The following is a 22,402-nucleotide window of genomic DNA, read 5'->3' on the forward strand; positions in this document are numbered from 1 at the left end:
CGCCGGCACCGCGCCGGAGTACGCCGCCCCTTCCACGTCATGGGCCGCCGTGGGCCCGGGGCGTCAGGCCGTGAGGCGGGCGATGGCCTCGTCGACCGTCAGTTCCTCGCGCTCACCGGTACGGCGGTCCTTCAGCTCGACCACGCCCTCGGCGGAGCGGCGTCCGGCGACCAGGATCTGGGGTACGCCGATGAGTTCGGCGTCCGTGAACTTGACGCCCGGGGAGACGCCGGCCCGGTCGTCCACCAGGACGCAGACGCCGGCGGCGGACAGCTTCTCGGAGACGTCGAGGGCCAGCTCGGTCTGCAGGGCCTTGCCGGCGGCGACGACGTGGACGTCGGCCGGGGCGACCTCCTTGGACCAGACGAGGCCCTTGTCGTCGGCGTGCTGCTCGGCGAGGGCGGCCACCGCGCGGGAGACGCCGATGCCGTAGGAGCCCATGGTGACGCGGGCCGGCTTGCCGTTCTGGCCGAGGACGTCGAGCTTGAGGGCGTCGGTGTACTTGCGGCCCAGCTGGAAGATGTGGCCGATCTCGATGGCGCGGTCCAGCTTGAGACCGGTGCCGCACTTCGGGCAGGGGTCGCCCTCGCGGACCACGACGACGTCGACGTACGCGTCGACCTCGAAGTCACGGCCCGCCACGACGTTCTTGGCGTGCGTGTGCTCCTTGTTGGCGCCGGTGATCCAGGCGGTGCCCGGCGCCACGCGCGGGTCGGCGATGTACTGGACCTTCTCGCCCAGGCCCTGCGGGCCGACGTAGCCGCGGACCAGGTCGGGGCGGCCCACGAAGTCCTCGGCGGTGACCAGTTCGACGGCGGCCGGGGCGAAGTGCGCCTCGACCTTGTCCATGTCGACCTCGCGGTCACCGGGGACGCCCACGGCGACGATCTCGCCGTCCACCTTGACGAGGAGGTTCTTCAGGGTGGCGGAGGCCGGGACACCGAGCGACGCGGCGAGGGTCTCGATGGTGGGGGTGTCGGGGGTCGGGATGTCCTCGGCGGCGGGCACGTCCGCCGCGTCCACCGGCTTGAGCGCGTACGTGATCGCCTCGGTGTTGGCGGCGAAGTCGCAGTTCGGGCAGTCCGCGAAGGTGTCCTCGCCGGCCTCGGCGGGGGCCAGGAACTCCTCGGACTTGGAGCCGCCCATCGCGCCGGCGGTCGCGGCGCAGATGCGGTAGTCGAGGCCGAGGCGCTCGAAGATCCGCTGGTAGGCGGCGCGGTGCAGGGCGTAGGACTCGGCGAGGCCCTCGTCGGCGACGTCGAAGGAGTAGGAGTCCTTCATCAGGAACTCGCGGCCGCGCAGGATGCCGGCCCGGGGGCGGGCCTCGTCGCGGTACTTGTTCTGGATCTGGTAGAGGATGACCGGCAGGTCCTTGTAGGAGGACGCCTGGTCCTTCACCAGCAGGGTGAAGATCTCCTCGTGGGTGGGGCCGAGGAGGTAGTCGCCGCCCTTGCGGTCCTGGAGGCGGAACAGCTCGGGACCGTACTCGTCCCAGCGGCCGGTGGCCTCGTACGGCTCGCGCGGCAGCAGGGCGGGGAGCTGGACCTCCTGGGCGCCGATGGCGTCCATCTCCTCGCGGACGATGCGCTCGATGTTGCCGAGGACCTTCTTGCCGAGCGGCAGCCAGCTCCAGAGGCCGGCGGCGGTGCGGCGCACGTAGCCGGCGCGGACCAGCAGCTTGTGGCTGAGGACCTCGGCGTCCGCCGGGTCGTCGCGCAGCGTCTTCGCCATCAACTTCGACATGCGCTGGACCGGTGCGTTGGCCATGGTTTACGTGTCTCCTGCTGCGTAAGGGTGGTGCTAGGAGGTTAGCCGGGGGGTCCGGTGCGGTGGAAATCGGTTAATGACCGGCCGCCGGCCTGCGCAGGGGCAGCGGGGCGCCCATCACGGCGTACGGCTTGGGGGCGCTGGGGAAGAGGACCTGGCGGGCGAGGTCCTGGTAGCCGAGGGAGCGGTAGAGGCCGCGGGCGGGGCTGTCCCGGTCGATCGCGGAGAGGATCGAGCGGGGTTCGGCGACCGCGTCGGTGATCGTGGTGATCAGGGAGCGGCCCAGGCCGCGATTCTGGTGGGCCGGGTGGACGTGGAGTTCGGTGATGACGAAGGAGTCGTCGAGCCAGGTGTCGTTGCCCTGGGCGCGGAGGTAGGGCTCGACGACGGTGGACCACCAGTGGGAGCGGTCGTTGGGCATGCCGTAGACGAAGCCGACGAGGTCGCCTCCGACGGTGGCGCCGAGGGCTCTCGCGCCGGGGTAGGTCAGGTGGCGCAGGACGATCTGTCGTCGGACGGCCACCTCGTCGGGGCCGAGTCCGAACGCGGCGGCTTGGACCGCGAGGGCCTCGTCCACGTGCGCGGCGAGGTCCAAGGGGCCGATCACGAGCTCCATGGCGGGGAGCCTACCTGGGTGCTTCGCCGGTCAGCGCCGGTGCGCTGGCCCAGGCGCCGCTCACGGCGGGACCGGAGCCGGTGTTTTCCCGCGGCGTTCAGAACAGCACACTCATGAAGGCGCCGATCTCCTGGAAACCCACCCGCCGGTACGTCCGTCGGGCCGCCGTGTTGAAGTCGTTCACGTACAGGCTCGCCACCGGGGCGACGTCGGTGAGGGCGTAGCGGAGGACCGCCGCCATGCCGGGTGCCGCGAGGCCGGTGCCCCGGTACTCGGGGGCCACCCATACGCCCTGGATCTGGCAGGTGCGGTCGGTGGCGGCGCCGATCTCGGCCTTGAAGACGACCCTGCCGTCGCTGTCGAAGCGGGCGAAGGAGCGGCCGGAGCCGACGAGTTCGGCGACCCGGGCCTGGTAGAGCAGGCCGCCGTCGCCGGCCATCGGGGAGATGCCGACCTCCTCGGTGAACATCGCCACGCAGGCCGGCATGATCCGCTCCATCTCGTCCTTGCGGACGCGGCGGACGTACGGGTCGGGGGTGATGTCGGCGGGCATGCGGCCGGTGACCATGAGGGGCTGGCGGGTGCGGACCTCGCGGGCCGGGCCCCAGCCCGGTTCGAGCAGGCGCCAGAGCTGGGCGGTCGTGTCGGCGGGGCCGACGATCGAGGAGCAGCGGCGGCCGGCCCGCCGGGCGCGGTCGGCGAAGGCGCGGACGGCGCGCGGGGTGGCGCAGATGGGGACGAGGTTGGCGCCCGCGTAGCACAGGGAGGTCAGCATGCCGTGCTCGTACCAGCCCCACATCTCGCCGCCGAGCCGCCACGGGTCGAGGCCGGCGATCTGCACCCGGGCGGCCACGAAGGCGTTCGCGACCGGCTCGCGGTCGAGGATGGCGAGCGCGGCGTCCAGGTCGCTCGGTTCGAGCACGCGGGAGGTGGTCTGCGTCAACACGTGCGGGGGCCTCACCCTGAGATCTGCTGGTCCCCGCACTGTACCTGCCACGAATATGCCGCGCCGCCCCCCAGGGCGACGCGGCAGAAGCAGGGTGGATCAGCCCGCGACGGCCACCGAGGGCTCGCCGGAGGCCACGCCGTCGGCCTCCATCTGCTCGGCGATCTTCATGGCCTCCTCGATCAGCGTCTCCACGATCTTGGACTCGGGGACGGTCTTGACGACCTCGCCCTTGACGAAGATCTGGCCCTTGCCGTTGCCGGAGGCGACGCCGAGGTCGGCCTCGCGGGCCTCGCCGGGGCCGTTGACGACGCAGCCCATGACGGCGACGCGCAGCGGGACGTCCATGCCCTCCAGGCCGGCGGTGACCTCCTCGGCCAGCTTGTAGACGTCGACCTGGGCGCGGCCGCAGGACGGGCAGGAGACGATCTCCAGGCCGCGCTGGCGCAGGTTGAGCGACTCCAGGATCTGGATGCCGACCTTGATCTCCTCGACCGGCGGGGCCGACAGGGAGACGCGGATGGTGTCGCCGATGCCCTGGGAGAGCAGGGCGCCGAAGGCGACGGCCGACTTGATGGTGCCCTGGAAGGCGGGACCGGCCTCGGTGACACCGAGGTGCAGCGGGTAGTCGCACTGGGCGGCGAGCTGCCGGTACGCCTCGACCATCACGACCGGGTCGTTGTGCTTGACGGAGATCTTGATGTCCCGGAAGTCGTGCTCCTCGAACAGGGACGCCTCCCACAGGGCGGACTCCGCGAGCGCCTCCGGGGTCGCCTTGCCGTACTTCTGAAGCAGGCGCCGGTCCAGCGAGCCGGCGTTGACGCCGATGCGGATCGGCGTGCCGTGATCACGGGCCGCCTTGGCGATCTCCTTGACCTTGTCGTCGAACTGCTTGATGTTGCCGGGATTCACACGGACCGCCGCGCAGCCCGCCTCGATCGCGGCGAAGACGTACTTGGGCTGGAAGTGGATGTCCGCGATCACCGGGATCTGCGACTTCTTCGCGATCACGGCAAGGGCGTCGGCGTCGTCCTGCGTGGGGCAGGCCACCCGCACGATCTGGCAGCCGGACGCCGTCAGCTCGGCGATCTGCTGGAGCGTCGCGCCGATGTCCGACGTCCGGGTGGTGGTCATGGACTGCACCGACACGGGGGCGTCGCCGCCCACCGCCACGGGCCCGACCTGGATCTGACGGCTCTTGCGGCGCTCCGCGAGCCTGGTCGGAACGTCCGGCATGCCGAGAGAAATCGCAGTCATCTGCTGTGCAACCCCAAGTCGTGGATCAAGGTCCGGCCCCGTTCAGCGGCGGGCTCCGGCCTTCGAGATTACGGCACCGACGTGAACGCCAGGCACACGGCGTACGGGGAGTACACCCTTTGGCGTCCATCTGCCGGGTGACCGGCGTGAAGCCCGACCCGGAGGGACAGGCTCTCCGGATCGGGCTTCTCATCGGATCGTGGTGATTGTCCGGCCCCTCCGAACTCTCCGGATTGACCGAACCGTCCCCATGTCAGCTGATTCGTACCGGATTGACGACATCCGCCACCAGGACGAGCAGCGTGAAGCAGACGAAGATGCCCGCCACCACGTAGGCCACCGGCATCAGCTTCGCCACGTCGAACGGCCCCGGGTCCGGGCGGCGCAGCACCTTGGCCGCGTTCCGGCGCAGCGACTCCCACAGCGCGCCCGCGATGTGGCCGCCGTCGAGCGGCAGCAGCGGGAGCATGTTGAAGAGGAACAGGGAGAGGTTGAAGCCGGCCACCAGCATCACGAACATCGCGAGCTGCTGGGTGGGTGGGATGTCCAGGGTGGCGATCTCGCCGCCGACGCGGGCGGCGCCCACGACGCCCATCGGGGAGTCGGCCTCGCGTGGTCCGTCGCCGAAGGCCGCGTCCCACAGGGCGGGGATCTTGGAGGGCAGCGCGGCCAGGGAGTCGACGGCGTCGCCGACGCGGTCGCCCATCCAGGTCACGGACTGGCCGAAGTCCTGTTTCACCACGCCGGTGGCGGCGCTGAAGCCGAGGAAGCCGGCGGTGACGTACTCACCCTCGACGATCTGTCCGTTCGAGTCCTTCTTCGCGACCTGGTTGGTGGCGATCGTCGCCTGGAGGGTGATCTCCTGGCCGCCGCGCTCGACGACGACCGGCACCTGCTCGCCGGGGTTGGCGCGGATCATGTTGGACAGCCGGTCCCAGTCGTCGGTCCGTACGCCGTCGAAGGCGACGATCTTGTCGCCCGCGCGGAGGCCGGCCGCCGCGGCCGGGGAGGCCGGGTCGGACTTGGTGCAGTCGTCGCGGTTCTCGCTCTGCGAGATGACGCACTGGGAGACGGAGCTGACGGTGGTGGTCTGCTGCGAGATGCCGAAGCCCATCAGGACGGTGAGGAACAGCACCACCGCGAGGATGAGGTTCATGAACGGGCCCGCGAACATCACGATGACGCGTTTCCACGGCTTGCGCGTGTAGAACAGGCGCTTCTCGTCACCCGGCTGCAGTTCCTCGAAGGCGGCCGAGCGGGCGTCCTCGATCATGCCGCGCCAGGGTGAGGTGGAGCGGGCCTCCAGCCGGCCGTCGGCGCCGGGCGGGAACATGCCGATCATGCGGATGTAGCCGCCGAACGGGATGGCCTTTACCCCGTACTCGGTCTCGCCCTTCTTCCGCGAGAAGAGCGTCGGCCCGAAGCCGACCATGTACTGCGGCACGCGGATGCCGAACATCTTCGCCGTGGAGAGGTGCCCAAGCTCGTGCCAGGCGATCGAGAACAGCAGGCCGACCGCGAAGACGACTATGCCAAGGATGAACATCAGGGTCGTCATGCACGGGCCTCCGCCGTCTGTGCCGCCAGTTGCCGGGCCCGGGTGCGGGCCCAGGTCTCCGCTTCGAGGACGTCCGCGACGGTGAGCGAGGTTCCCGCCCGGGGGGTGCCGTGTTCCTCGACCACCCGCGTGACGGTCTCCATGATCCCGAGATACGGCAGCGCGCCGGAGCGGAACGCCTCGACGCACTCCTCGTTGGCGGCATTGAACACCGCCGGGGCCGTGCCCGCGAGCTCCCCTACGTGCCGGGCCAGGTTCACCGACGGGAAGGCCTCGTTGTCGAGCGGGAAGAACTCCCAGGTCGACGCCTTGCTCCAGTCGAAGGTGGGCGCGGCGTCGGGGACGCGTTCAGGCCAGCCGAGGCCGATGGCGATGGGCCCGCCCATGTCGGGGGGCGTCGCCTGGGCCAGTGTCGATCCGTCCGTGAACTCAACCATCGAGTGGACATACGACTGCGGGTGCACGACCACCTCAATGCGGTCGAAGGGAATGTCGTAGAGCAGGTGGGCCTCGATCACCTCCAGGCCCTTGTTGACGAGGGTCGCGGAGTTGATCGTGATCACCGGGCCCATCGCCCAGGTGGGGTGGGCGAGGGCGTCCTCGACGGTGACGCCCGCCAGCTGCTCCTTGGTACGCCCCCGGAACGGACCACCGGACGCGGTGACGACCAGCTTGCGCACGTCGGCGCGGGTGCCGGCGGCCAGCGCCTGGAAGAGGGCGGCGTGCTCGGAGTCGACCGGGATGATCTGCCCCGGCTTGGCGAGCGCCTTGACCAGCGGGCCGCCGACGATGAGCGATTCCTTGTTGGCGAGCGCGAGGGTGCGGCCCGCCTCCAGGGCGGCGAGGGTCGGGGCGAGCCCGATGGAACCGGTGATGCCGTTGAGGACGGTGTGACAGTCGGAGGCGGCGACCTGGGTGGCCGCGTCCGGTCCGGCGAGGATCTCGGGGAGCGGCTCCCCACCGCCGTACTGGTCGCTCAGCGCCTCCCGCAGCGCCGGTACGACGTCCTCGCGGGCGACGGCGACGGTCCGCGCCTTCAGCCGGTACGCCTGCTCGGCGAGGAGGGCGACCCGGCCGCCGTTCGCGGACAGGGCGGTGACCCGGAAGCGGTCCGGGTTGCGCAGCACGAGGTCGATGGCCTGGGTCCCGATCGACCCGGTGGACCCGAGGATCACCACGTCCTTCGGGCCGTCGCCCGCCACCGGGTCGTAGACGAGGTGGGGGTCGGCGAGTGGGGCTGGACTGTCGCTCATCCTCCCATTGTTGCCGCAACCGCCCGCCGGGCGGACAGCGCGTCCCTCGCACGGGTGTCGCGGCGCCTTCCCGGGGCCGCGCGGCCCCGCTGGGGCGGCCCCGGGAAGGTACTGGCGTGCGGCCGGTCTACCGGATGGGGCGATGGACGTTCTCCCGCCGTGACTCGCCCGGCGACGCGTCCGCGATCCACGGACCGTCCCCCGAGGGGTCGACGACGCCCTGCTCCAGCCACTCGTAGGCGCCGCCCAGCACGCCCTTGACGACCTTGCGGTCGAGGTCGTCGGTGTTGGTCCACAGGCGGCCGAAGAGTTCCTCGACGCGGATGCGGGCCTGGCGGCAGAAGGCGTCGGCGAGCTGGTAGGCCTCGCGGCCGTGGTCGCCCTCGGCGCGCAGGTGCTCGGCACGCACGCACGCGGCGCTCATCGCGAACAGCTCGGCGCCGATGTCGACGATCCTGCCCAGGAAGCCCTGCTTGGTCTCCATCCGGCCCTGCCAGCGGGACATGGCGTAGAAGGTGGAGCGGGCCAGCTTGCGGGCGGTGCGTTCGACATAGCGGAGGTGTCCGGACAGGTCGGGGTGGCCGGACGGGTGGAAGTCGGCGTAGGAGCGCGGGAGCTGACCGGGTCCGGCGACCAGCTTCGGCAGCCACTTGGCGTAGAAGACGCCCGCCTGTGCGCCCGCCCGCGCCTTGTCCGACAGGGTCTTGTCGGGGTCGATCAGATCGCCGGCGACCGAGAGGTGGGCGTCGACGGCCTCGCGGGCGATCAGCAGGTGCATGATCTCGGTGGAGCCCTCGAAGATCCGGTTGATGCGCAGGTCGCGCAGGATCTGCTCGGCGGGCACCGCGCGCTCACCGCGGGCGGCGAGGGAGGCCGCGGTCTCGAAGCCGCGGCCGCCGCGGATCTGGACCAGCTCGTCGGCCATCAGGCAGGCCATCTCGGAGCCGTAGAGCTTGGCGAGGGCGGCCTCGATGCGGATGTCGTTGCGGTCCTCGTCCGCCATCTGGGACGACAGGTCCAGGACCGCCTCCAGGGCGAAGGTCGTCGCCGCGATGAACGAGATCTTCGAACCGACCGCCTCGTGCAGCGCGACCGGCTTGCCCCACTGCTCGCGCACCGCGGACCACTCGCGGGCGATCTTCAGGCACCACTTGCCGGCGCCGACGCACATGGCGGGGAGCGAGAGCCGGCCGGTGTTGAGGGTGGTCAGGGCGATCTTGAGGCCGGCGCCCTCGGGGCCGATGCGGTTGGCGGCCGGGACGCGGACGCGGTGGAAGCGGGTGACGCCGTTCTCCAGGCCGCGCAGGCCCATGAAGGCGTTGCGGTTCTCGACCGTGACGCCCTCGGAGGCGGCCTCCACGACGAAGGCGGTGATGCCGCCCTTGCCGCCCTCGCCGTCCTTGTGACCCTCGGACTTCGGGACGCGGGCCATCACGACGAGCAGGTCGGCCACGACGCCGTTGGTCGTCCACAGCTTCACGCCGTCGAGGACGTAGTCGTCGCCGTCCCGGACGGCGGTGGTGGCCAGGCGGGCCGGGTCCGAGCCGACGTCCGGCTCGGTCAGCAGGAACGCCGAGATGTCGGTGCGGGCGCAACGCGGCAGGAACGTGTCCTTCTGCTCCTGCGTGCCGAACATCTTCAGCGGCTGCGGCACGCCGATCGACTGGTGGGCGGAGAGCAGCGCGCCGATCGCGGGATTCGCGGATCCGACCAGGGCGAGGGCCTTGTTGTAGTAGACCTGGGTGAGGCCGAGACCGCCGTACTTGGTGTCGATCTTCATGCCGAAGGCGCCCAGCTCCTTCAGCCCGGTGATCACCTCGTCCGGGATCCGTGCGTCGCGCTCGATCACGGCCCCGTCGATCTTCGTCTCGCAGAAGTCCCGCAGCTTGGCGAGGAACTCCTCGCCGCGCTGGAGGTCCTCGGCGGCCGGGAGCGGGTGGGGGTGGATGAGGTCGAGGCGGAAGCGGCCGAGGAACAGCTCCTTGGCGAAGCTCGGCTTGCGCCAGTCCTGTTCCCGGGCCGCCTCCGCGACCTCGCGGGCCTCACGTTCGGTGACGGTGGATCGGGAGGAGGGGGTGGTTGGTGCGGACATGAGGCTCACCTCGCCGCGAATCGGCATCGGGGGAAAGTACGTCCACGAAGATCGCGACGGTTCGTCATACGCGAAGTTGCGGACGTACGTTACTAGTCGGTGCTACCCGATCGTATGTACCCGATCCCGGGCGGTCCCACCACCCTTCGTGCGGCCGTTCGGCCGATGCCGTGGAAGGGGAGCGGCGGAGGAACGGCGGGAAAGAAAGGTGTCGAAGCGCTTCGACGACCCTATGGACACCCACCCCCGCTGGGGTTAGTGTCGAACCACCCTCACCCGCTTTTGTCCACCCCGCGCGCTGTCGAAGCGCTTCACATAGCTTGGAGAGCTGGATGGTCACCCTCGCCGAGGTCGCCCAGCACGCCGGAGTCTCGGCGAGCACGGTGAGCTATGTCCTCAGCGGCAAGCGGTCCATCTCCACCACCACCCGGCAGCGGGTCGAGGAGAGCATCCGGAAGCTCGGCTACCACCCGAACGCGGGTGCCCGCGCCCTGGCCAGCAGCAGGTCGAACATCATCGCCCTGATGATCCCACTGCGCACCGACATGTACGTGCCGGTGATGATGGAGATCGCCATCGCGGTCGCGACCAGCGCGCGCACCCACGGGTACGACGTCCTGCTGCTCACCGGTGAGGAGGGCCCCGACGCGGTGCGCCGCGTCACCGGCAGCGGGCTCGCCGACGCGATGATCCTGATGGACGTCGAACTCGACGACGAGCGGCTGCCCCTGCTGCGTGACACCGACCAGCCGTCCGTGCTGATCGGCCTGCCCGCCGACACCACCGGGCTGACCTGCGTCGACCTCGACTTCCGGGCGACCGGCGCGCTGTGCGTGGAGCATCTGGCGAAGCTGGGGCACCGCGACATCGCGGTCATCGGCGAGGCGCCCGCGGTCTACGAACGGCACACCGGCTTCGCCGAGCGCACCCTCGACGGGCTGCGCACCCGCGCGCGGGAGCTGGAGCTGCGGCTGCTGCACCGCCCCTGCGAGGGCGGGTACGACGCGATGGCCGCGACCCTCGCCCGCGTCTTCGACGAACGCCCGGACACCACCGGGTTCGTCGTCCAGAACGAGTCCGCGGTCGAGCCGCTGCTCGCCCTGCTGCGCCAGCAGGGCCGGGCCGTGCCCGAGGACGTGTCGGTGGTCGCGGTCTGCCCCGAGCAGGTCGCCACCCAGGCCTCGGTGCGGCTGACGTCGGTCGCCGTGCCCGCGCAGGAGATGGGCCGGCACGCCGTGCAGCAGCTGGTCGCCAAGCTCGACGGGCGCGGGAGCGACGAGGTCGTGCTGCTCGCGCCGGAACTGACGGTCCGGGCCAGCTCGGGGCCGGCGCCCGCCGGGTCGTAGCTCTCCGCTTACTCAGTAGCCCTCCGCTCTCCCAGTGCCTCCCTGCTCTCTCAGTGCCCCCCTGCTCTCTCAGTAGCCCCCGTTCTCCCCGCACTCCCCCAGGAGCCGCTTCCGTGAACCAGCCTGCCGAGATACAGCCGAAGGTCAGCCTCGCCCAGTCCTCCCCCACCGTCGGCACGTTCCGCGAGCGGGACGGCGCGCTGGAGTGGAGCGGCCGTCAGGAGACCGTCCGGATCGAGGCGTGGGGGCCGGACGCGGTCCGGGTCCGGGCCCGGCTCGGCGGCCCGGTGCTGGAGGGGCTGCCGGGAGCACTCCTCGCCGAGGCACCGGCGACCGAGAGCACCGTCAAGATCGAGGACGGGCACGGCTCGCTGACCGTCGGGGCGCTGACCGTGGAGGTCGGCTCCGAGGGACAGGTGTGCTTCGTAAGGACCGCGGACGGCGGTGAGCTGCTGGCCGAGGAACCCGCCCACTTCTGGTGGCCCGGCCCGCGCCTGTACACGGCCGTCGGAGGCGGGCACCACCGGCTGGAGCAGCGGTTCGCCGCCTACGACGACGAGAAGCTGTACGGCCTCGGCCAGCACCAGCACGGCCGCCTCGACCAGAAGGGCCTGGTCGTGGACCTGGTCCAGCGCAACGCCGAGGTCTCCGTCCCGGTCCTCACCTCCAGCCGCGGCTACACGCTGCTGTGGAACAACCCGGCCATCGGCCGCGTGGAGCTGGCCCACAACGGCACCCGCTGGGTCGCCGACTCGGCCCGGCAGATCGACTACTGGATCACGGCCGGCGCCCCGGCCGACGCGCAGCGCCGCTACAGCGCGGTGACCGGCCGTACGCCGATGCTGCCCGCGTGGGCGGCCGGCTTCTGGCAGTGCAAGCTGCGCTACCGCACGCAGGCCGAACTCCTCGCGGTGGCTCGGGAGTACAGGCGGCGCGGGCTGCCCATCGACGCCATCGTCTGCGACTTCTTCCACTGGACGCACCTCGGTGAGTGGAAGTTCGACCCGGCCGAGTGGCCGGACCCGGCGGCCATGGTCCGTGAGCTGGGCGAGCTGGGCGTCAAGCTGGTGGTGAGCGTCTGGCCGTCGGTGTCCCCGCTGAGCGAAAACCATCCGGTCATGGAACAGCGCGGCTACTTCATCGGCACCCAGTACGGCCCGATGGCGCACGCCGACTGGCCGGACAAGGAGGTCGCGTCGACGGTCCAGGTGGCCTTCTACGACGCCACCAACCCCGAGGCGCGCGAGTTCGTGTGGTCGAAGATCAAGGAGAACTATCTCGACCCCTACGGCATCACGGCCTTCTGGCTGGACGCCTGCGAGCCCGAGCTGAAACCGGGCTTCCCGGAGAACCTGCGCTACTGGGCCGGTCCGGGCCTGGAGGTCGGGAACCTGTACCCGGCCGAGAACGCCCGCGCCTTCGACGAGGGCCTGCGCGCCGCCGGCGTCGACGAGGTGATCACCCTCAACCGCTCGGCGTGGGCGGGCAGTCAGCGCCACGGCGCCGCGCTCTGGTCCGGGGACATCGGCACCGACTTCGCGACCCTGCGCCGCCAGATCGCCGCCGGTCTCAACACCGGGCTGTCCGGTATCCCCTGGTGGAACACGGACATCGGCGGCTTCCACGGCGGCGACCCGGACGACCCGGCGTACCGGGAGGTGCTGGTCCGCTGGTTCCAGTTCGGCGCGCTGTCCCCGCTGATGCGGCTGCACGGCTTCCGTGACCCGGGCATGCCGCTGGGCCCGGACATGACCGGCGGCCCGAACGAGGTGTGGTCGTACGGCGAGGAGGCGTACCCGATTCTGGAGAAGTACCTGCGGCTGCGCGAGCGGCTGAAGCCGTACGTGCTCGACGTCATGCGCGAGGCCCACGAGGAGGGGCTGCCGGTGATGCGGCCGCTGTTCCTGGAGTTCCCCGACGATCCGGCGGCCTGGCCGGTGGACGACGCCTACCTCTTCGGCCGGGACCTGCTGGTCGCGCCGGTGCTGACGGCGGGCGCCACGGTCCGGACGGCGTACCTTCCGGCGGGCGCGCGGTGGACGGACGCGTGGACGGGTGAGACGTACGAGGGCGGGAGGTCGGTGACGGTGGACGCGCCGCTGGACCGCATCCCGCTGTTCCTGCGGGACGGGGCGCGGCTGCCGGTCGCGGAGTGAGCGCGGGATGAGCGAAGGGGCCGGTCCCGGGCGGGGCCGGCCCCTCGGCCGTGCCGCGGTACGGGTCAGCCGCCGCTGACCGTCAGGTTGTTGGTGCGGAAGTCGAGGCCGCCGGCGGACGAGGTGATCTCGTAGCCGAACTGCACGTCACCGATGGTCTCGTTGCCCATCCAGCCCTTGGTGTCCTTGATCCACTTCAGGATCGGCAGGATGTCGACGGTGCCGGAGTTCGAGTCCGAGGTGCGCAGGAACGAGAAGACCTCGTTGGCGCCGTTGTCCCCCTTGTAGACGTTCCAGGAGTGGCCGCCGAGGGTGACCGACCCCTGCGGGCTGCCGAGCGGGCCCACGGCCCCGTTGTGGTTGACCCAGAGCATGATCTCGTAGTCGTAGTCCGTGTCCCAGATGTCGTACGACGTGTTGTACGCGCCGGACGACGGGACCGTGACGTTGTAGCTGCTGCTCAGCGAACCGAGGGAGGTGATGGGCTTGTTGATCACCTTCTTGGCGTTCGGGTAGGACTTGATGCCGCCGGTGTTGGGGTGGTCGGCCCAGACGCCCCAGTTGGTGCCGGAGTTGGCCCAGACGCACTGGCTGCCGGCGCCGGAGCCCCAGATGTTGTTGTAGAGCGTGTAGCCGTTCAGGCTCGTGTTGCCCCACTGGTCGCAGGAGTTCCAGACGGCCGCCTGGGCGGGGGCGGAGGCCAGGCCGACGGTGGCGCCGAGGGCGAGGGCCGGGGCCAGCAGGGCGGTCAGGGTGCGGGTGCGGAGACGAGTGCGGTTGCGTGGTGCCATGGGGTTCCTTCCATGGGTGGGGGGGAGTTGCGGTGCTGCTACCGCGCCTTGACGCTGATGACGCGGTCCTCTCCGGCGGCGAGGTCGAGCGGTTCGGTGCCGGAGGGAGTCCTCAGTTCGATGCGGTGGGTGCGGCCCGGGCGCAGGACGGCCGTCGCCGTACCGTCGGCCGCCCAGGTGAGGTCCAGCTCCGCTCCGAACCGGGTGCGTACGCCCGTGAGCCGGCCCGCGCGGCAGCTCTCCGGGAGCGCGGGGAGCAGGACCAGCCGGTCGGGGGTGGACTGCACGAGCATCTCGATGAGCACGGCCGGGAGGGCGTGCGCGGCGTCCGCGTTGTACACGTCGCGGTGGGGGTAGTGCGCGCTCATCAGGGACGCGTGGAAGAAGTCGCCGTCGAGCACCTGGCCGAGGGCGTGGGCGACCCGTCCGGCGTCCCGGAGGCGGGCCGCGATCAGGGCGTGGTGGAGGTGGCCGTGGGCGGAGTCGTTCTCGGCGCCGCGCAGTGCGAGGGCGCGGTGGGCGGCCTCGGCGAGGGCCGGGGTGTCGTACGGGTTGATCTCGTCGAGCGGCCAGACGCCGTAGAGGTGGCTGAGGTGGCGGTGGTCGTAGGTGTCCGCCAGGCCCGGCCACGCCCACTCCGCCAGGGCGCCGTCGGCGTTGGTCCGGTGCGGTGGGAGGCGGTCGGCCAGGGCGCGCCAGCGGTCGGCGTGCTCGGGGTGGCGGTCGGCGGCGGTCAGCAGGGCGTGCCGGGCGGCGGAGAGGTCCATGGCCGCGTCGACGGTGCCCCAACCGGCGTTGGCGGGGCGGTTCTCGGGTGAGTAGGAGGGGACCACGACCGCGTGTCCGTCGTCGTCGGTCCGGGTGAGGAAGTCCTCGTAGAACAGGGCGACTTCGGCGAGCGCGGCGGTGGTGCGGGGGTCGCGTTCGCCGCGGGTCTCGTCGTGGTCGACGAGGGGCTTGAGCAGCCAGTCGGCGCCCGCCGTCCACAGGTGCAGCGGGTACTCGCGGCTGAAGTGGTACGTGTGCCCGCACTCGCCGTCGGTGTGCGAGGGCGCGACGACGCCCCGGGTGCCGAAGATCGCGCGGGCGTTGTCCCGCCAGTCCGGGAGCTGCCCGTGGACCAGGGCGGCATGGGCCTCGGTGACCTCGGGGAGGGCGGCGGCCGCGGCGGAGGCGGTCTGGAGGTTGAGGTTGGCGTTGGTGGTGAACGCCCCCGACCAGGCGGTGTTCCAGTCGCCGGTCCACAGGCCGGTCAGGCGGGGCGGGAGCATGCCGCTGGCCGACAGGAGGTGGTAGCGGCCGGCGGCGAAGAGCCGCTCCAGGAGGGCGCTGCCGCGGGGGCGGTCGAGCAGCGCGGAGCCCGGCAGGGCGCGTTCGGCGGGGTCGGCGGCGAGGTCGAGGGTGACGCGGTCGTAGGCGGTGCGGTGGAGGGCGAGATGGCGGTCGAGGAGGCCCTCGTACGACGTCCCCTCCGGCAGGTCGCGCAGGGCCCGGCCCTCGGTGACCACGTCCAGCTCGCAGGTGTGCCGGCGCACCCGGGTGAGGAGCAGTACCTCCGTGGCGCCCTCGACGCGTACGCCGGGCGGTACCAGCTTCGTGGTGCCGCCGGTGACGGCGGCCAGGGTGACGCCGGTGTACGCCAGGCCGCTGTCGCCGGGGTAGCGGGCGCGCAGGCTGAGCAGGGCGCCCTCGGGGGTGAGGACGGCGCCGTGGCCGACGCCGAGCCCGGCGGGGGCGCCGGGGAGGCGGGGGTCGAGGGAGAGGTCGAGGGTGAGGTTCGGGGCGGTGACGTGCTGGACGATCACGTCGTCGGCGCGGGAGACGAAGACGCGGCTGGTCCAGGTGGAGCAGGTGGCGGTCGTCTCGCCGGTGGTGAAGTCGACGGAGCGGCGGTATGCGGCGCGGGTGTCGCCGGGCGGTCTGTTCAGGCGCAGCTGGAAGGCCGGGTGGAAGGGGCGTACCCATCGCGTCGGGCGGCCGTCGGTGAAGCCCTCGGCGGCGGTCGTGTCCCCGGCCAGCAGGCGGTCCTGGAGGGCGGGGAGTTCGGCGGCGAGCCGGGGCGGGCGGCGGTCTTCGTCGTCGCCGTTCGGGCGGACGAGCGTGTGGTGGGTGACGATGACCCGGTCGGCATTCGGATCGCCGAACACGAGGGCGCCGTGGTGGCCGTTGCCGCTCAGGAAGGCGTCCTCCCAGCGGGCGGCGGGCTCGGGCTCCCAGGTGCCGTGCGCCGGCGTACCGGTCATGAGGCCGGCTCCGCGAGGACCGCCACGCCGTAGCGGCCGAGGGTGACGCGGTCGGTGACGGTCGCGTCGGTCAGCAGGTCGCGGTGGGTGCCCGGGACGTCGACGGTGACCGGATCGCGGCCGTGGTGGAGGAGGAACAGCAGGTCACCGCGGCGTACGGCCTCGACGCCGGCCGGGAGTCCGTCGAGCACCGGCCGGGCGCCCGCGTCGGCGGCGATGCGGGCGAGCAGCTCGCGCAGCGCGTCCGGCTCCGGGAGGGTCGAGAGGTACCAGGCGCGGCCCTTGCGCAGGACGGCCGGGAGTCCGTACAGCTCGCCGCCCTTGTAGCGGACGGTCTCGGTGGCGGTGCCGTCGGGCTCGATCTCCTCCGACCACAGGGTGCCCCGGAAGCCGTCGCAGACGGCCGTCTCGTCCGCCTCCAGGGGCCACCACTCGTGCAGGGTGCGGATGCCGAACAGCTCGCGCAGCCGGGCGTCCATGCCGCCGGGCCTGACCCGGTCGTCCTCGTCGGCGACGCCGGTGAGGAAGCCGCAGACGAGGGTGCCGCCGCCGCGCGCGTAGGCGAGGAGGTTGTCGATCGCCGCGTCGGTGAGCGCGTAGAGCTGGGGTACGACGACCGCCTTGTACGGGGTCAGGTCGTGTTCCGGGTGGGCGAAGTCGGTGGTGAGGTGGGCCTCCCACAGGGCGCGGTGCCAGGCGCGCAGGACGTCGGGGTAGTCGAAGCGGGTGGAGAGGCGGCCGTCCTGGGCGCCGGCCCACCAGGAGTGCCAGTCGTGCAGGACGGCGACGCCGGCGGTGACCGTGCTGTCCGCCGCGTGCGGGCCGAGCTTCGCGAGGTCGGCGCCGAGCTGCTTGACCTCCTGGTACGTACGGCCTTCCGCCCCCGCGTGGGAGACCATCCCGGAGTGGAACTTCTCGGCGCCCTGCCTCGACTGGCGCCACTGGAAGTAGCAGACGGCGTCGGCGCCGCGGGCGACGGCCTGGAGGGACCACAGGCGGTTGAGGCCGCGCGGCTTGGGGTGGTTCACGCCGCGCCAGTTGACGGGTCCGGCCGCCTGTTCCATGAGCATCCACGGGCCACGTGCCTGGGAACGGGTCATGTCCTGGACCAGGGCGCCTTCCTGGGCGCCGAAGGGGTCGCGCGGGTCGGGGTAGAGGTCGACGGAGACGACGTCCTCCTCCTCGGCCCAGCGCCAGGCGTCCTGACCGGACCAGAGCGGCATGAAGTTGGTGGTCACCGGCAGGTGCGGGGTGTGGCGGCGGACGATGTCGCGTTCGGCGACGTAGCACTCCAGGAGCATGTCGGAGGTGAAGCGCCGGAAGTCGAGGACCTGGGTCGGGTTCTTCAGATAATGAGTGCGGCGGGCGGGCAGGATCTCCGCCCAGTCGCCGTAGCCCTGGCTCCAGAAGGCGGTGCCCCAGGCGGTGTTGAGGGCGTCCAGGGTGCCGTAGCGGTCCTGGAGCCAGCTGCGGAAGCGGATGGCGGCCTCGTCGCCGTGGTCGTAGGTGCAGTACTCGTTGTTGATGTGCCACATGGTGAGGGCGGGGTGGCCGGCGTAGCGGGCGGCCAGGGCCTCGGTGATGGCGGCGGCGTGGCGGCGGTAGGTGGCGCTGGAGTGCGAGAAGTGCTGCCGGCCGCCCCACCACTCGGTGCGGCCGTCCTCGTCGCGGGGCAGGGTGTCCGGGTGCAGGTGCCCCAGCCAGGGCGGGGGCGAGGCGGTGGGGGTGGCGAGGACGACGCCGATGCCGCCTGCGTGCATCAGGTCCATCAGGCGGTCCAGCCAGCCGAAGTCGTGGACGCCGGGGCGTGGTTCCAGCCTCGCCCAGGAGAAGACGCCGAGGGTGACGGAGTTGACGCCGGCGGCCCTCATCAGGCGGGCGTCCTCGTGCCAGGTCTCCTCGGGCCACTGCTCGGGGTTGTAGTCGCCGCCGTAGAGGATGCGGCGGCGGGTGGCGTCCGACAGGTTCGGCATCAGCGGGGCTCCCCGTACTGGATACCGCGTCCGTTGGTGGCGAGGTAGACGCGGCCGTACACGCGGGGGTCGCCGGTGATGGTCTCGCCGGTCCACCCCCACTGGTGGTGGTCGTCGTTGATCCGCGTCCAGCTCCTCGCCTCGTCGTCGGAGCGGTAGACGGCGGTGATGGCCTCGGTGGAGCCGACCTGGTAGATCGCCGGATAGCCGGCGCCGTCGGCGGCCTTGCCGAAGCCCAGGGTGTGGGAGGCCCAGCAGCTGTCGACCTTGGTGAAGGTGGCGCCGCCGTCGGTGGAGCGGTGCAGGCCGTTCCATTTCGTGCTCAACCACAGGTCGCCGCTGCGGCCGGGCGCCGCGACCAGCTTGAACTGGGCGTCTCCGGCGGGCAGTCCGGTGGCGCGGGCGGTGAAGGCGCGGCCGCCGTCGGTGCTGGCGAGCAGCGTCCCCGCGTCGGTGTCGTACGCGTAGAGGAGCATCGGGTCCACCGGGTCCGCGACCGGCGTGGCGCCCTTCGGGAAGGAGGGGACCTCGGACCAGGTCGTGCCGTTGTCCGCCGAGCGGTGGGCCGCGTACCTGGTGCCGTCCCAGTGCACGAAGGACCACAGCAGCACGCTGCCGTCGGCGTTGGTGGCGATCGGTCCCGGCGCGTCCTTGGCGATGCCGGGCTGGGAGGCGAAGGGTGCCCAGGTGATGCCGCCGTCGTGCGAGTACGCGCCGTTGCCGTGGTCTCCCCAGCCCGCCCGGACCACGTACGCCGGTCTGCGCGCCGCCTGCGCGAGTCCCGTCGCCGACCCGGACACGGGGTTCGTCGCCATGCCGCGCGCCGGAGACGCCGTGAGCCGTTCGTGGTACATCACGCCGATGTCCCGCGACCCGCTGAGCAGGTGTGCCCGCCCGCGCGGGGGCGAGATCAGCTGGGTCACGGACGCCTCCTCCAGGCCGCGGATCCGCGGGGCCCAGTGGCGCAGATCGCGGGTGCCGTAGAGGGTGGCGCCGGTGCCGTACACGAGGTGCTGCGAGTCGAAGGGGTCGAGGGCGACGGCCTGGATCCACCAGCCGAACTTGGGCCGCTCCTCGCCCCACTTCAGGTAGGGGGTCTCGGAGACGTCGAGGACGGCCGAGTCCTTCAGGGACGTCCACGTGCGGCCGCCGTCGGTGGTCCGGTACAGGGTGTCGACCGCCGCCCAGCGGTTGTTGGTGGAGACGACGACGGTGCCGGGGCGGCGGGCGTCGACGGCGACTCCGCCGTAGCCGAAGCTGTCGGCGGAACCGTCGGGGGGGGTGCCGCCGGGCTCGACGGGCGTGACCTCGGCCCAACGGTCGCTCGTAGTGCGCAGCTTGTGCACGCTGCCGGTGGACTGGCCGTTCGGGCCCGGCGCGTCGGCGTACGTCACGTACAGCTCGCGGGTGTGCCGGTCGTACGCGGCGCGGATCGGGACCTTGGCCGCGGTGCCGGAGGGCTGCCCGGGGACGGGCTGCCAGGTGGTGCCGTCGGGCGTGCGGAAGAGGTTCGGTGCGGTGCCGCCGGCGTCGCCCCAGCCGGCGTAGACGGTGCGGCGGGCGGCGACGAGGAGGGTGACGCCCTGGCCGGTGGCGCTCGGGGTGGCCGGGAAGCCGGTGGCGGGGGCCCAGGTGGCGCCCCGGTCGGTCGACTTCCAGAGGCCGTCGTGCCGGGTGCCCAGCCACAGGGTGTCGCTGTCGCGCGGGTCGACCAGGAGCCGCTCGCCGGCGCCCCGGCCGTCCTCGTTGGCGCCGAGCTTCACGGTGAGGTCGGTGCGCTGCCAGGTGGCGCCGCGGTCCTCGGAGCGCAGGATCGCGCCGTTGCCCGCCCAGTCCTGCGCGTAGGTGCCGCAGGCCAGGTAGAGCCGGTCCGGGTGGGCGGGGTCGACGGCCATCGCCTCGACGCCCAGGAGGTTCCAGTCGTCCCAGCCGAGGTGGTCCAGGAGCGGCACCCAGCGGGCGGCCCGGTCGTCCCAGCGGTAGGCGCCGCCGATGTCGGTACGGGCGTAGGCGAGCCCGCGGACGCGGGGGTGGAACAGGACGCCGGTGATGAACCCGGTGCCGCCGATGACGACGTTGCGCCAGCGGTAGGGACGGGCTCCGTCGGGGTGCTCGGCGGCCCGGGCGTGCCCGGGGGTGAACGGAACGGCGGTGAGCGCGGCGGCGGCCGCGGTTCCGGCGAGTACGGCACGCCGGCTCAGGGGGGACGCGTGCATGACATACCTCGTTCTGCGAGAGTCGGAGGGACAGCAACTCGGGGGCGCGGGGCTGTGTCGGCACGCGGCTTGGCCGCGTGGGCGCGACAAGCGATGACGGCACCGCGGCAGCGCGGCCGAGGACATCGCGCGAGCCGCGTGACCGCTTGCGGGTCAGCCCTTGACCGCCCCCGTGAGCATCCCCTTCTTGAAGTGACGCTGGACGAACGGCGACAGCACGGCCACCGGCAGCAGTGCCATGACCATCACCGCCATCTGGATCGCGAGCGCGGACAGTTCCCCGGTGTTGACCTGCGCCGACAGCCCGACCGGTCGTTCCTGCTTCTGCACCAGCTGGATCATGACGTTCTGGAGCGGCATCATGTCCTGGTCGGTCAGGTAGATCGACGCGTTGAACCAGGCGCTCCAGTAGCCCACGGCGTAGAAGAGGGCGATCACCGCGAGGACCGCGCGGGAGAGCGGCATCACGATCTTCCACAGGATGCGCCAGTCACCGGCGCCGTCGATGCGGGCGCTGTCGATCAGCTCCTGCGAGATGTTCATGAAGAACGCCCGCAGCACCAGGATGTTGAACACGCTCACCGCGCTGGGCAGGATCAGCGCCAGGTAGGTGTCCGTCAGTCCCAGCGCCTGCACCAGCAGATAGGTCGGGATCAGACCGGCCCCGAAGAACATCGTCGTGAGCAGGGCCATCAGGAGCCAGCGGTGCCCGAGTGATCCGCTGCGCGACAGGCCGTACGCGCTCAGCACGGACACCGCCATGCTGAACAGCGTGCCGACCACGGTGACGCCGATGCTGACCAGGGCGGCGCGCTGGACCTGTCCGCCGCTCAGGAGTTCCTGGTAGGCGACGAAGGTGATGCCCTTGGGGATCACCACCAGGCCGCCGGCCTCGTCGATGGTCTTCTTCGACTGGAGGCTGGTGACCACGACGATCCACAGCGGGAAGACGATGCCCAGGCAGGCCAGGGTCAGGACGAGGCCCTTGCCGGCCTGTCCGGCCTTGGAGGGTTCCTCCTCCCACACCGGGCGCGGCGGGGCGGCCCAGGGGCTGGGCTTCCTCGTGGCCGGTGTGTCGTCGGCCGTCGGGTCGTCGGCCTGTGTGTCGAGGACGGCGCTCACTTCTTGTACACCCCCTGCTCGCCCATGAGGTGGGCCACCTTGTTCGCCGTCAGCACCAGCGCCAGACCGACGACGCCCTTGATGAGGCCCGCGGCGGCGGCGTAGCTGAAGTCCTGGTTGCGGATGCCGTTCCACCACACGTAGGTGTCGAGGACTTCCGAGGCCTCGACACCCACGGCTTGTCGTTGGAGCAGCAGTTGCTCGAAGCCGACGGTGAGGGCGTCGCCGACGCGCAGCACCAGCAGCAGGGCGATCACCGGGCGCAGGGCGGGCAGCGTGATGTGCCACATGCGCCGCCAGCGTCCCGCGCCGTCCATGGCGGCGGCCTCGTACAGGTCGTTGGAGACGGCGGAGAGCGCGGCGAGGAACACGATGATGCCCCAGCCGGCGTCCTTCCAGATGGTCTCGGCCGTGACCAGGTACTTGAAGACCTCGGGGTTGGTCATCAGGTCGAAGCCCTCGTAGCCGTGCTCGCGGAGGGTCTGCGCGATGATGCCCGCGCCACCGAAGATCTGCATGAAGACGGTGACGACGAGGACCCACGAGAAGAAGTGCGGCAGATACATGATCGCCTGCGCGATCGCCCGGACCCGGGGCCTGACCACGCTGTTGATGAGCAGCGCGAGCATGATCGGGATCGGGAAGTAGAGCACCAGCTGGAGGAAGAACAGCACGAAGGTGTTCCGCACCGCGTGCCAGAAGGCCGAGTCCGCGAAGATCCGCTCGAACTGCTCGAAGCCGATCCACGGGCTCTCGAAGATGGCGACGAAGCCGTTCTCGCTGAGATACGGGTCGTAGTCCTGGAAGGCGACCACGTTGCCGAGGATCGGTATGTAGTTGAAGACCAGGACCAGCAGCAGCGCCGGCAGCGTCATCAGGATCAGGGTGCGGTCGCGTCTGAATCTGAGCCGGAGGCTCAGCTTCCCCGCGCGCTTGCCGCCCTTGGCCCCGGCGGGCCGCTCCGGGTCCGTCGCGGGGGTCTTCTCGGGGGTCTTCGCCTCGGTTCTGCTCCGAGGCACCGTGCTGTGCGACACGGCCTTCTCCTTGCCGTCGGGCCTGTGCCTGG

General features: G+C 71.6%; 15 protein-coding genes. 2 read left to right on the forward strand and 13 right to left on the reverse strand.

Annotation, left to right across the window (positions count from 1 at the left end; all coding sequences use genetic code 11):
* Positions 1-63: 63 nt before the first annotated feature.
* The 7 genes from RI578_RS11055 to RI578_RS11085 all read right to left on the reverse strand — a co-directional run bounded on the left by RI578_RS11055 (position 64) and on the right by RI578_RS11085 (position 9,489).
* Entirely contained in the window at positions 64-1,767 is a 1,704-nt protein-coding gene (locus RI578_RS11055; protein WP_310870934.1) for a proline--tRNA ligase, read from the reverse strand.
* Positions 1,768-1,840: 73 nt separating this feature from the next.
* Positions 1,841-2,383, reverse strand: a complete 543-nt coding sequence (locus tag RI578_RS11060) for a GNAT family N-acetyltransferase (RefSeq protein ID WP_310870935.1) — start codon at positions 2,381-2,383, stop codon at positions 1,841-1,843.
* A 97-nt stretch (positions 2,384-2,480) separates the two neighbouring features.
* Positions 2,481-3,329, reverse strand: coding sequence for a GNAT family N-acetyltransferase (locus RI578_RS11065; RefSeq protein ID WP_310870936.1), 849 nt, complete (start codon positions 3,327-3,329; stop codon positions 2,481-2,483).
* Between the two features lie 99 nt (positions 3,330-3,428).
* Positions 3,429-4,586 (reverse strand): flavodoxin-dependent (E)-4-hydroxy-3-methylbut-2-enyl-diphosphate synthase, encoded by a 1,158-nt coding sequence (gene ispG, locus RI578_RS11070; RefSeq protein WP_310870937.1) that lies wholly within the window; start codon positions 4,584-4,586, stop codon positions 3,429-3,431.
* Positions 4,587-4,839: 253 nt separating this feature from the next.
* Positions 4,840-6,132 carry a site-2 protease family protein gene (locus tag RI578_RS11075; RefSeq protein WP_310875735.1) on the reverse strand — a complete coding sequence of 431 codons (1,293 nt, stop codon included), beginning with the start codon at positions 6,130-6,132 and terminating at the stop codon, positions 4,840-4,842.
* 8 nt (positions 6,133-6,140) lie between these two features.
* On the reverse strand, positions 6,141-7,397 hold the full coding sequence (gene dxr / locus RI578_RS11080) for a 1-deoxy-D-xylulose-5-phosphate reductoisomerase (RefSeq protein ID WP_310870938.1): 1,257 nt from the start codon (positions 7,395-7,397) through the stop codon (positions 6,141-6,143).
* Positions 7,398-7,524: 127 nt separating this feature from the next.
* Positions 7,525-9,489: an acyl-CoA dehydrogenase family protein gene (locus tag RI578_RS11085; protein ID WP_310870939.1), complete on the reverse strand. Its 1,965-nt coding sequence runs from the start codon at positions 9,487-9,489 to the stop codon at positions 7,525-7,527.
* A gap of 332 nt (positions 9,490-9,821) precedes the next feature.
* Here RI578_RS11085 and RI578_RS11090 point away from each other — a divergent pair, with 332 nt between their 5' ends.
* Both RI578_RS11090 and RI578_RS11095 read left to right on the forward strand, forming a co-directional pair.
* Complete coding sequence (locus RI578_RS11090; RefSeq protein WP_310870940.1) at positions 9,822-10,835, forward strand: LacI family DNA-binding transcriptional regulator; 1,014 nt, start codon at positions 9,822-9,824, stop codon at positions 10,833-10,835.
* A gap of 113 nt (positions 10,836-10,948) precedes the next feature.
* On the forward strand, positions 10,949-12,991 hold the full coding sequence (locus RI578_RS11095) for a glycoside hydrolase family 31 protein (protein ID WP_310870941.1): 2,043 nt from the start codon (positions 10,949-10,951) through the stop codon (positions 12,989-12,991).
* A gap of 65 nt (positions 12,992-13,056) precedes the next feature.
* Here RI578_RS11095 and RI578_RS11100 read toward each other — a convergent pair whose 3' ends face one another.
* From RI578_RS11100 to RI578_RS11125, 6 genes are all read right to left on the reverse strand, one after another.
* Positions 13,057-13,782 (reverse strand): GH12 family glycosyl hydrolase domain-containing protein, encoded by a 726-nt coding sequence (locus RI578_RS11100; RefSeq protein WP_310870942.1) that lies wholly within the window; start codon positions 13,780-13,782, stop codon positions 13,057-13,059.
* A gap of 38 nt (positions 13,783-13,820) precedes the next feature.
* On the reverse strand, positions 13,821-16,025 hold the full coding sequence (locus RI578_RS11105) for a glycosyl hydrolase family 95 catalytic domain-containing protein (RefSeq protein WP_310870943.1): 2,205 nt from the start codon (positions 16,023-16,025) through the stop codon (positions 13,821-13,823).
* Positions 16,022-17,998 (reverse strand): beta-galactosidase, encoded by a 1,977-nt coding sequence (locus tag RI578_RS11110; RefSeq protein WP_310870944.1) that lies wholly within the window; start codon positions 17,996-17,998, stop codon positions 16,022-16,024. Before RI578_RS11110 ends, RI578_RS11105 begins: the two co-directional genes overlap by 4 nt.
* Positions 17,998-20,214 carry a 1,4-beta-glucanase gene (locus RI578_RS11115; RefSeq protein ID WP_310870945.1) on the reverse strand — a complete coding sequence of 739 codons (2,217 nt, stop codon included), beginning with the start codon at positions 20,212-20,214 and terminating at the stop codon, positions 17,998-18,000. Before RI578_RS11115 ends, RI578_RS11110 begins: the two co-directional genes overlap by 1 nt.
* 153 nt (positions 20,215-20,367) lie before the next feature.
* A complete protein-coding gene (locus RI578_RS11120; RefSeq protein WP_310870946.1) occupies positions 20,368-21,336 on the reverse strand; it encodes a carbohydrate ABC transporter permease in 969 nt (322 codons plus the stop codon).
* Positions 21,333-22,370 (reverse strand): ABC transporter permease subunit, encoded by a 1,038-nt coding sequence (locus tag RI578_RS11125; RefSeq protein WP_310870947.1) that lies wholly within the window; start codon positions 22,368-22,370, stop codon positions 21,333-21,335. Before RI578_RS11125 ends, RI578_RS11120 begins: the two co-directional genes overlap by 4 nt.
* Positions 22,371-22,402: the final 32 nt, after the last annotated feature.

Source organism: Streptomyces sp. BB1-1-1, from assembly GCF_031597775.1.
Lineage (GTDB): Bacteria > Actinomycetota > Actinomycetes > Streptomycetales > Streptomycetaceae > Streptomyces > Streptomyces thinghirensis.

Excerpts from the sequence above, each read along its gene's own strand:
- RI578_RS11085 (WP_310870939.1), bottom strand. The coding sequence starts at position 9,489 with ATGTCCGCACCAACCACCCCCTCCTCCCGATCCACCGTCACCGAACGT.
- RI578_RS11055 (WP_310870934.1), bottom strand. The coding sequence starts at position 1,767 with ATGGCCAACGCACCGGTCCAGCGCATGTCGAAGTTGATGGCGAAGACG.
- RI578_RS11075 (WP_310875735.1), bottom strand. The coding sequence starts at position 6,132 with ATGTTCATCCTTGGCATAGTCGTCTTCGCGGTCGGCCTGCTGTTCTCG.
- RI578_RS11090 (WP_310870940.1), top strand. The coding sequence starts at position 9,822 with ATGGTCACCCTCGCCGAGGTCGCCCAGCACGCCGGAGTCTCGGCGAGC.
- RI578_RS11110 (WP_310870944.1), bottom strand. The coding sequence starts at position 17,998 with ATGCCGAACCTGTCGGACGCCACCCGCCGCCGCATCCTCTACGGCGGC.
- RI578_RS11115 (WP_310870945.1), bottom strand. The coding sequence starts at position 20,214 with ATGCACGCGTCCCCCCTGAGCCGGCGTGCCGTACTCGCCGGAACCGCG.
- RI578_RS11060 (WP_310870935.1), bottom strand. The coding sequence starts at position 2,383 with ATGGAGCTCGTGATCGGCCCCTTGGACCTCGCCGCGCACGTGGACGAG.
- ispG (WP_310870937.1), bottom strand. The coding sequence starts at position 4,586 with ATGACTGCGATTTCTCTCGGCATGCCGGACGTTCCGACCAGGCTCGCG.
- dxr (WP_310870938.1), bottom strand. The coding sequence starts at position 7,397 with ATGAGCGACAGTCCAGCCCCACTCGCCGACCCCCACCTCGTCTACGAC.
- RI578_RS11100 (WP_310870942.1), bottom strand. The coding sequence starts at position 13,782 with ATGGCACCACGCAACCGCACTCGTCTCCGCACCCGCACCCTGACCGCC.
- RI578_RS11105 (WP_310870943.1), bottom strand. The coding sequence starts at position 16,025 with ATGACCGGTACGCCGGCGCACGGCACCTGGGAGCCCGAGCCCGCCGCC.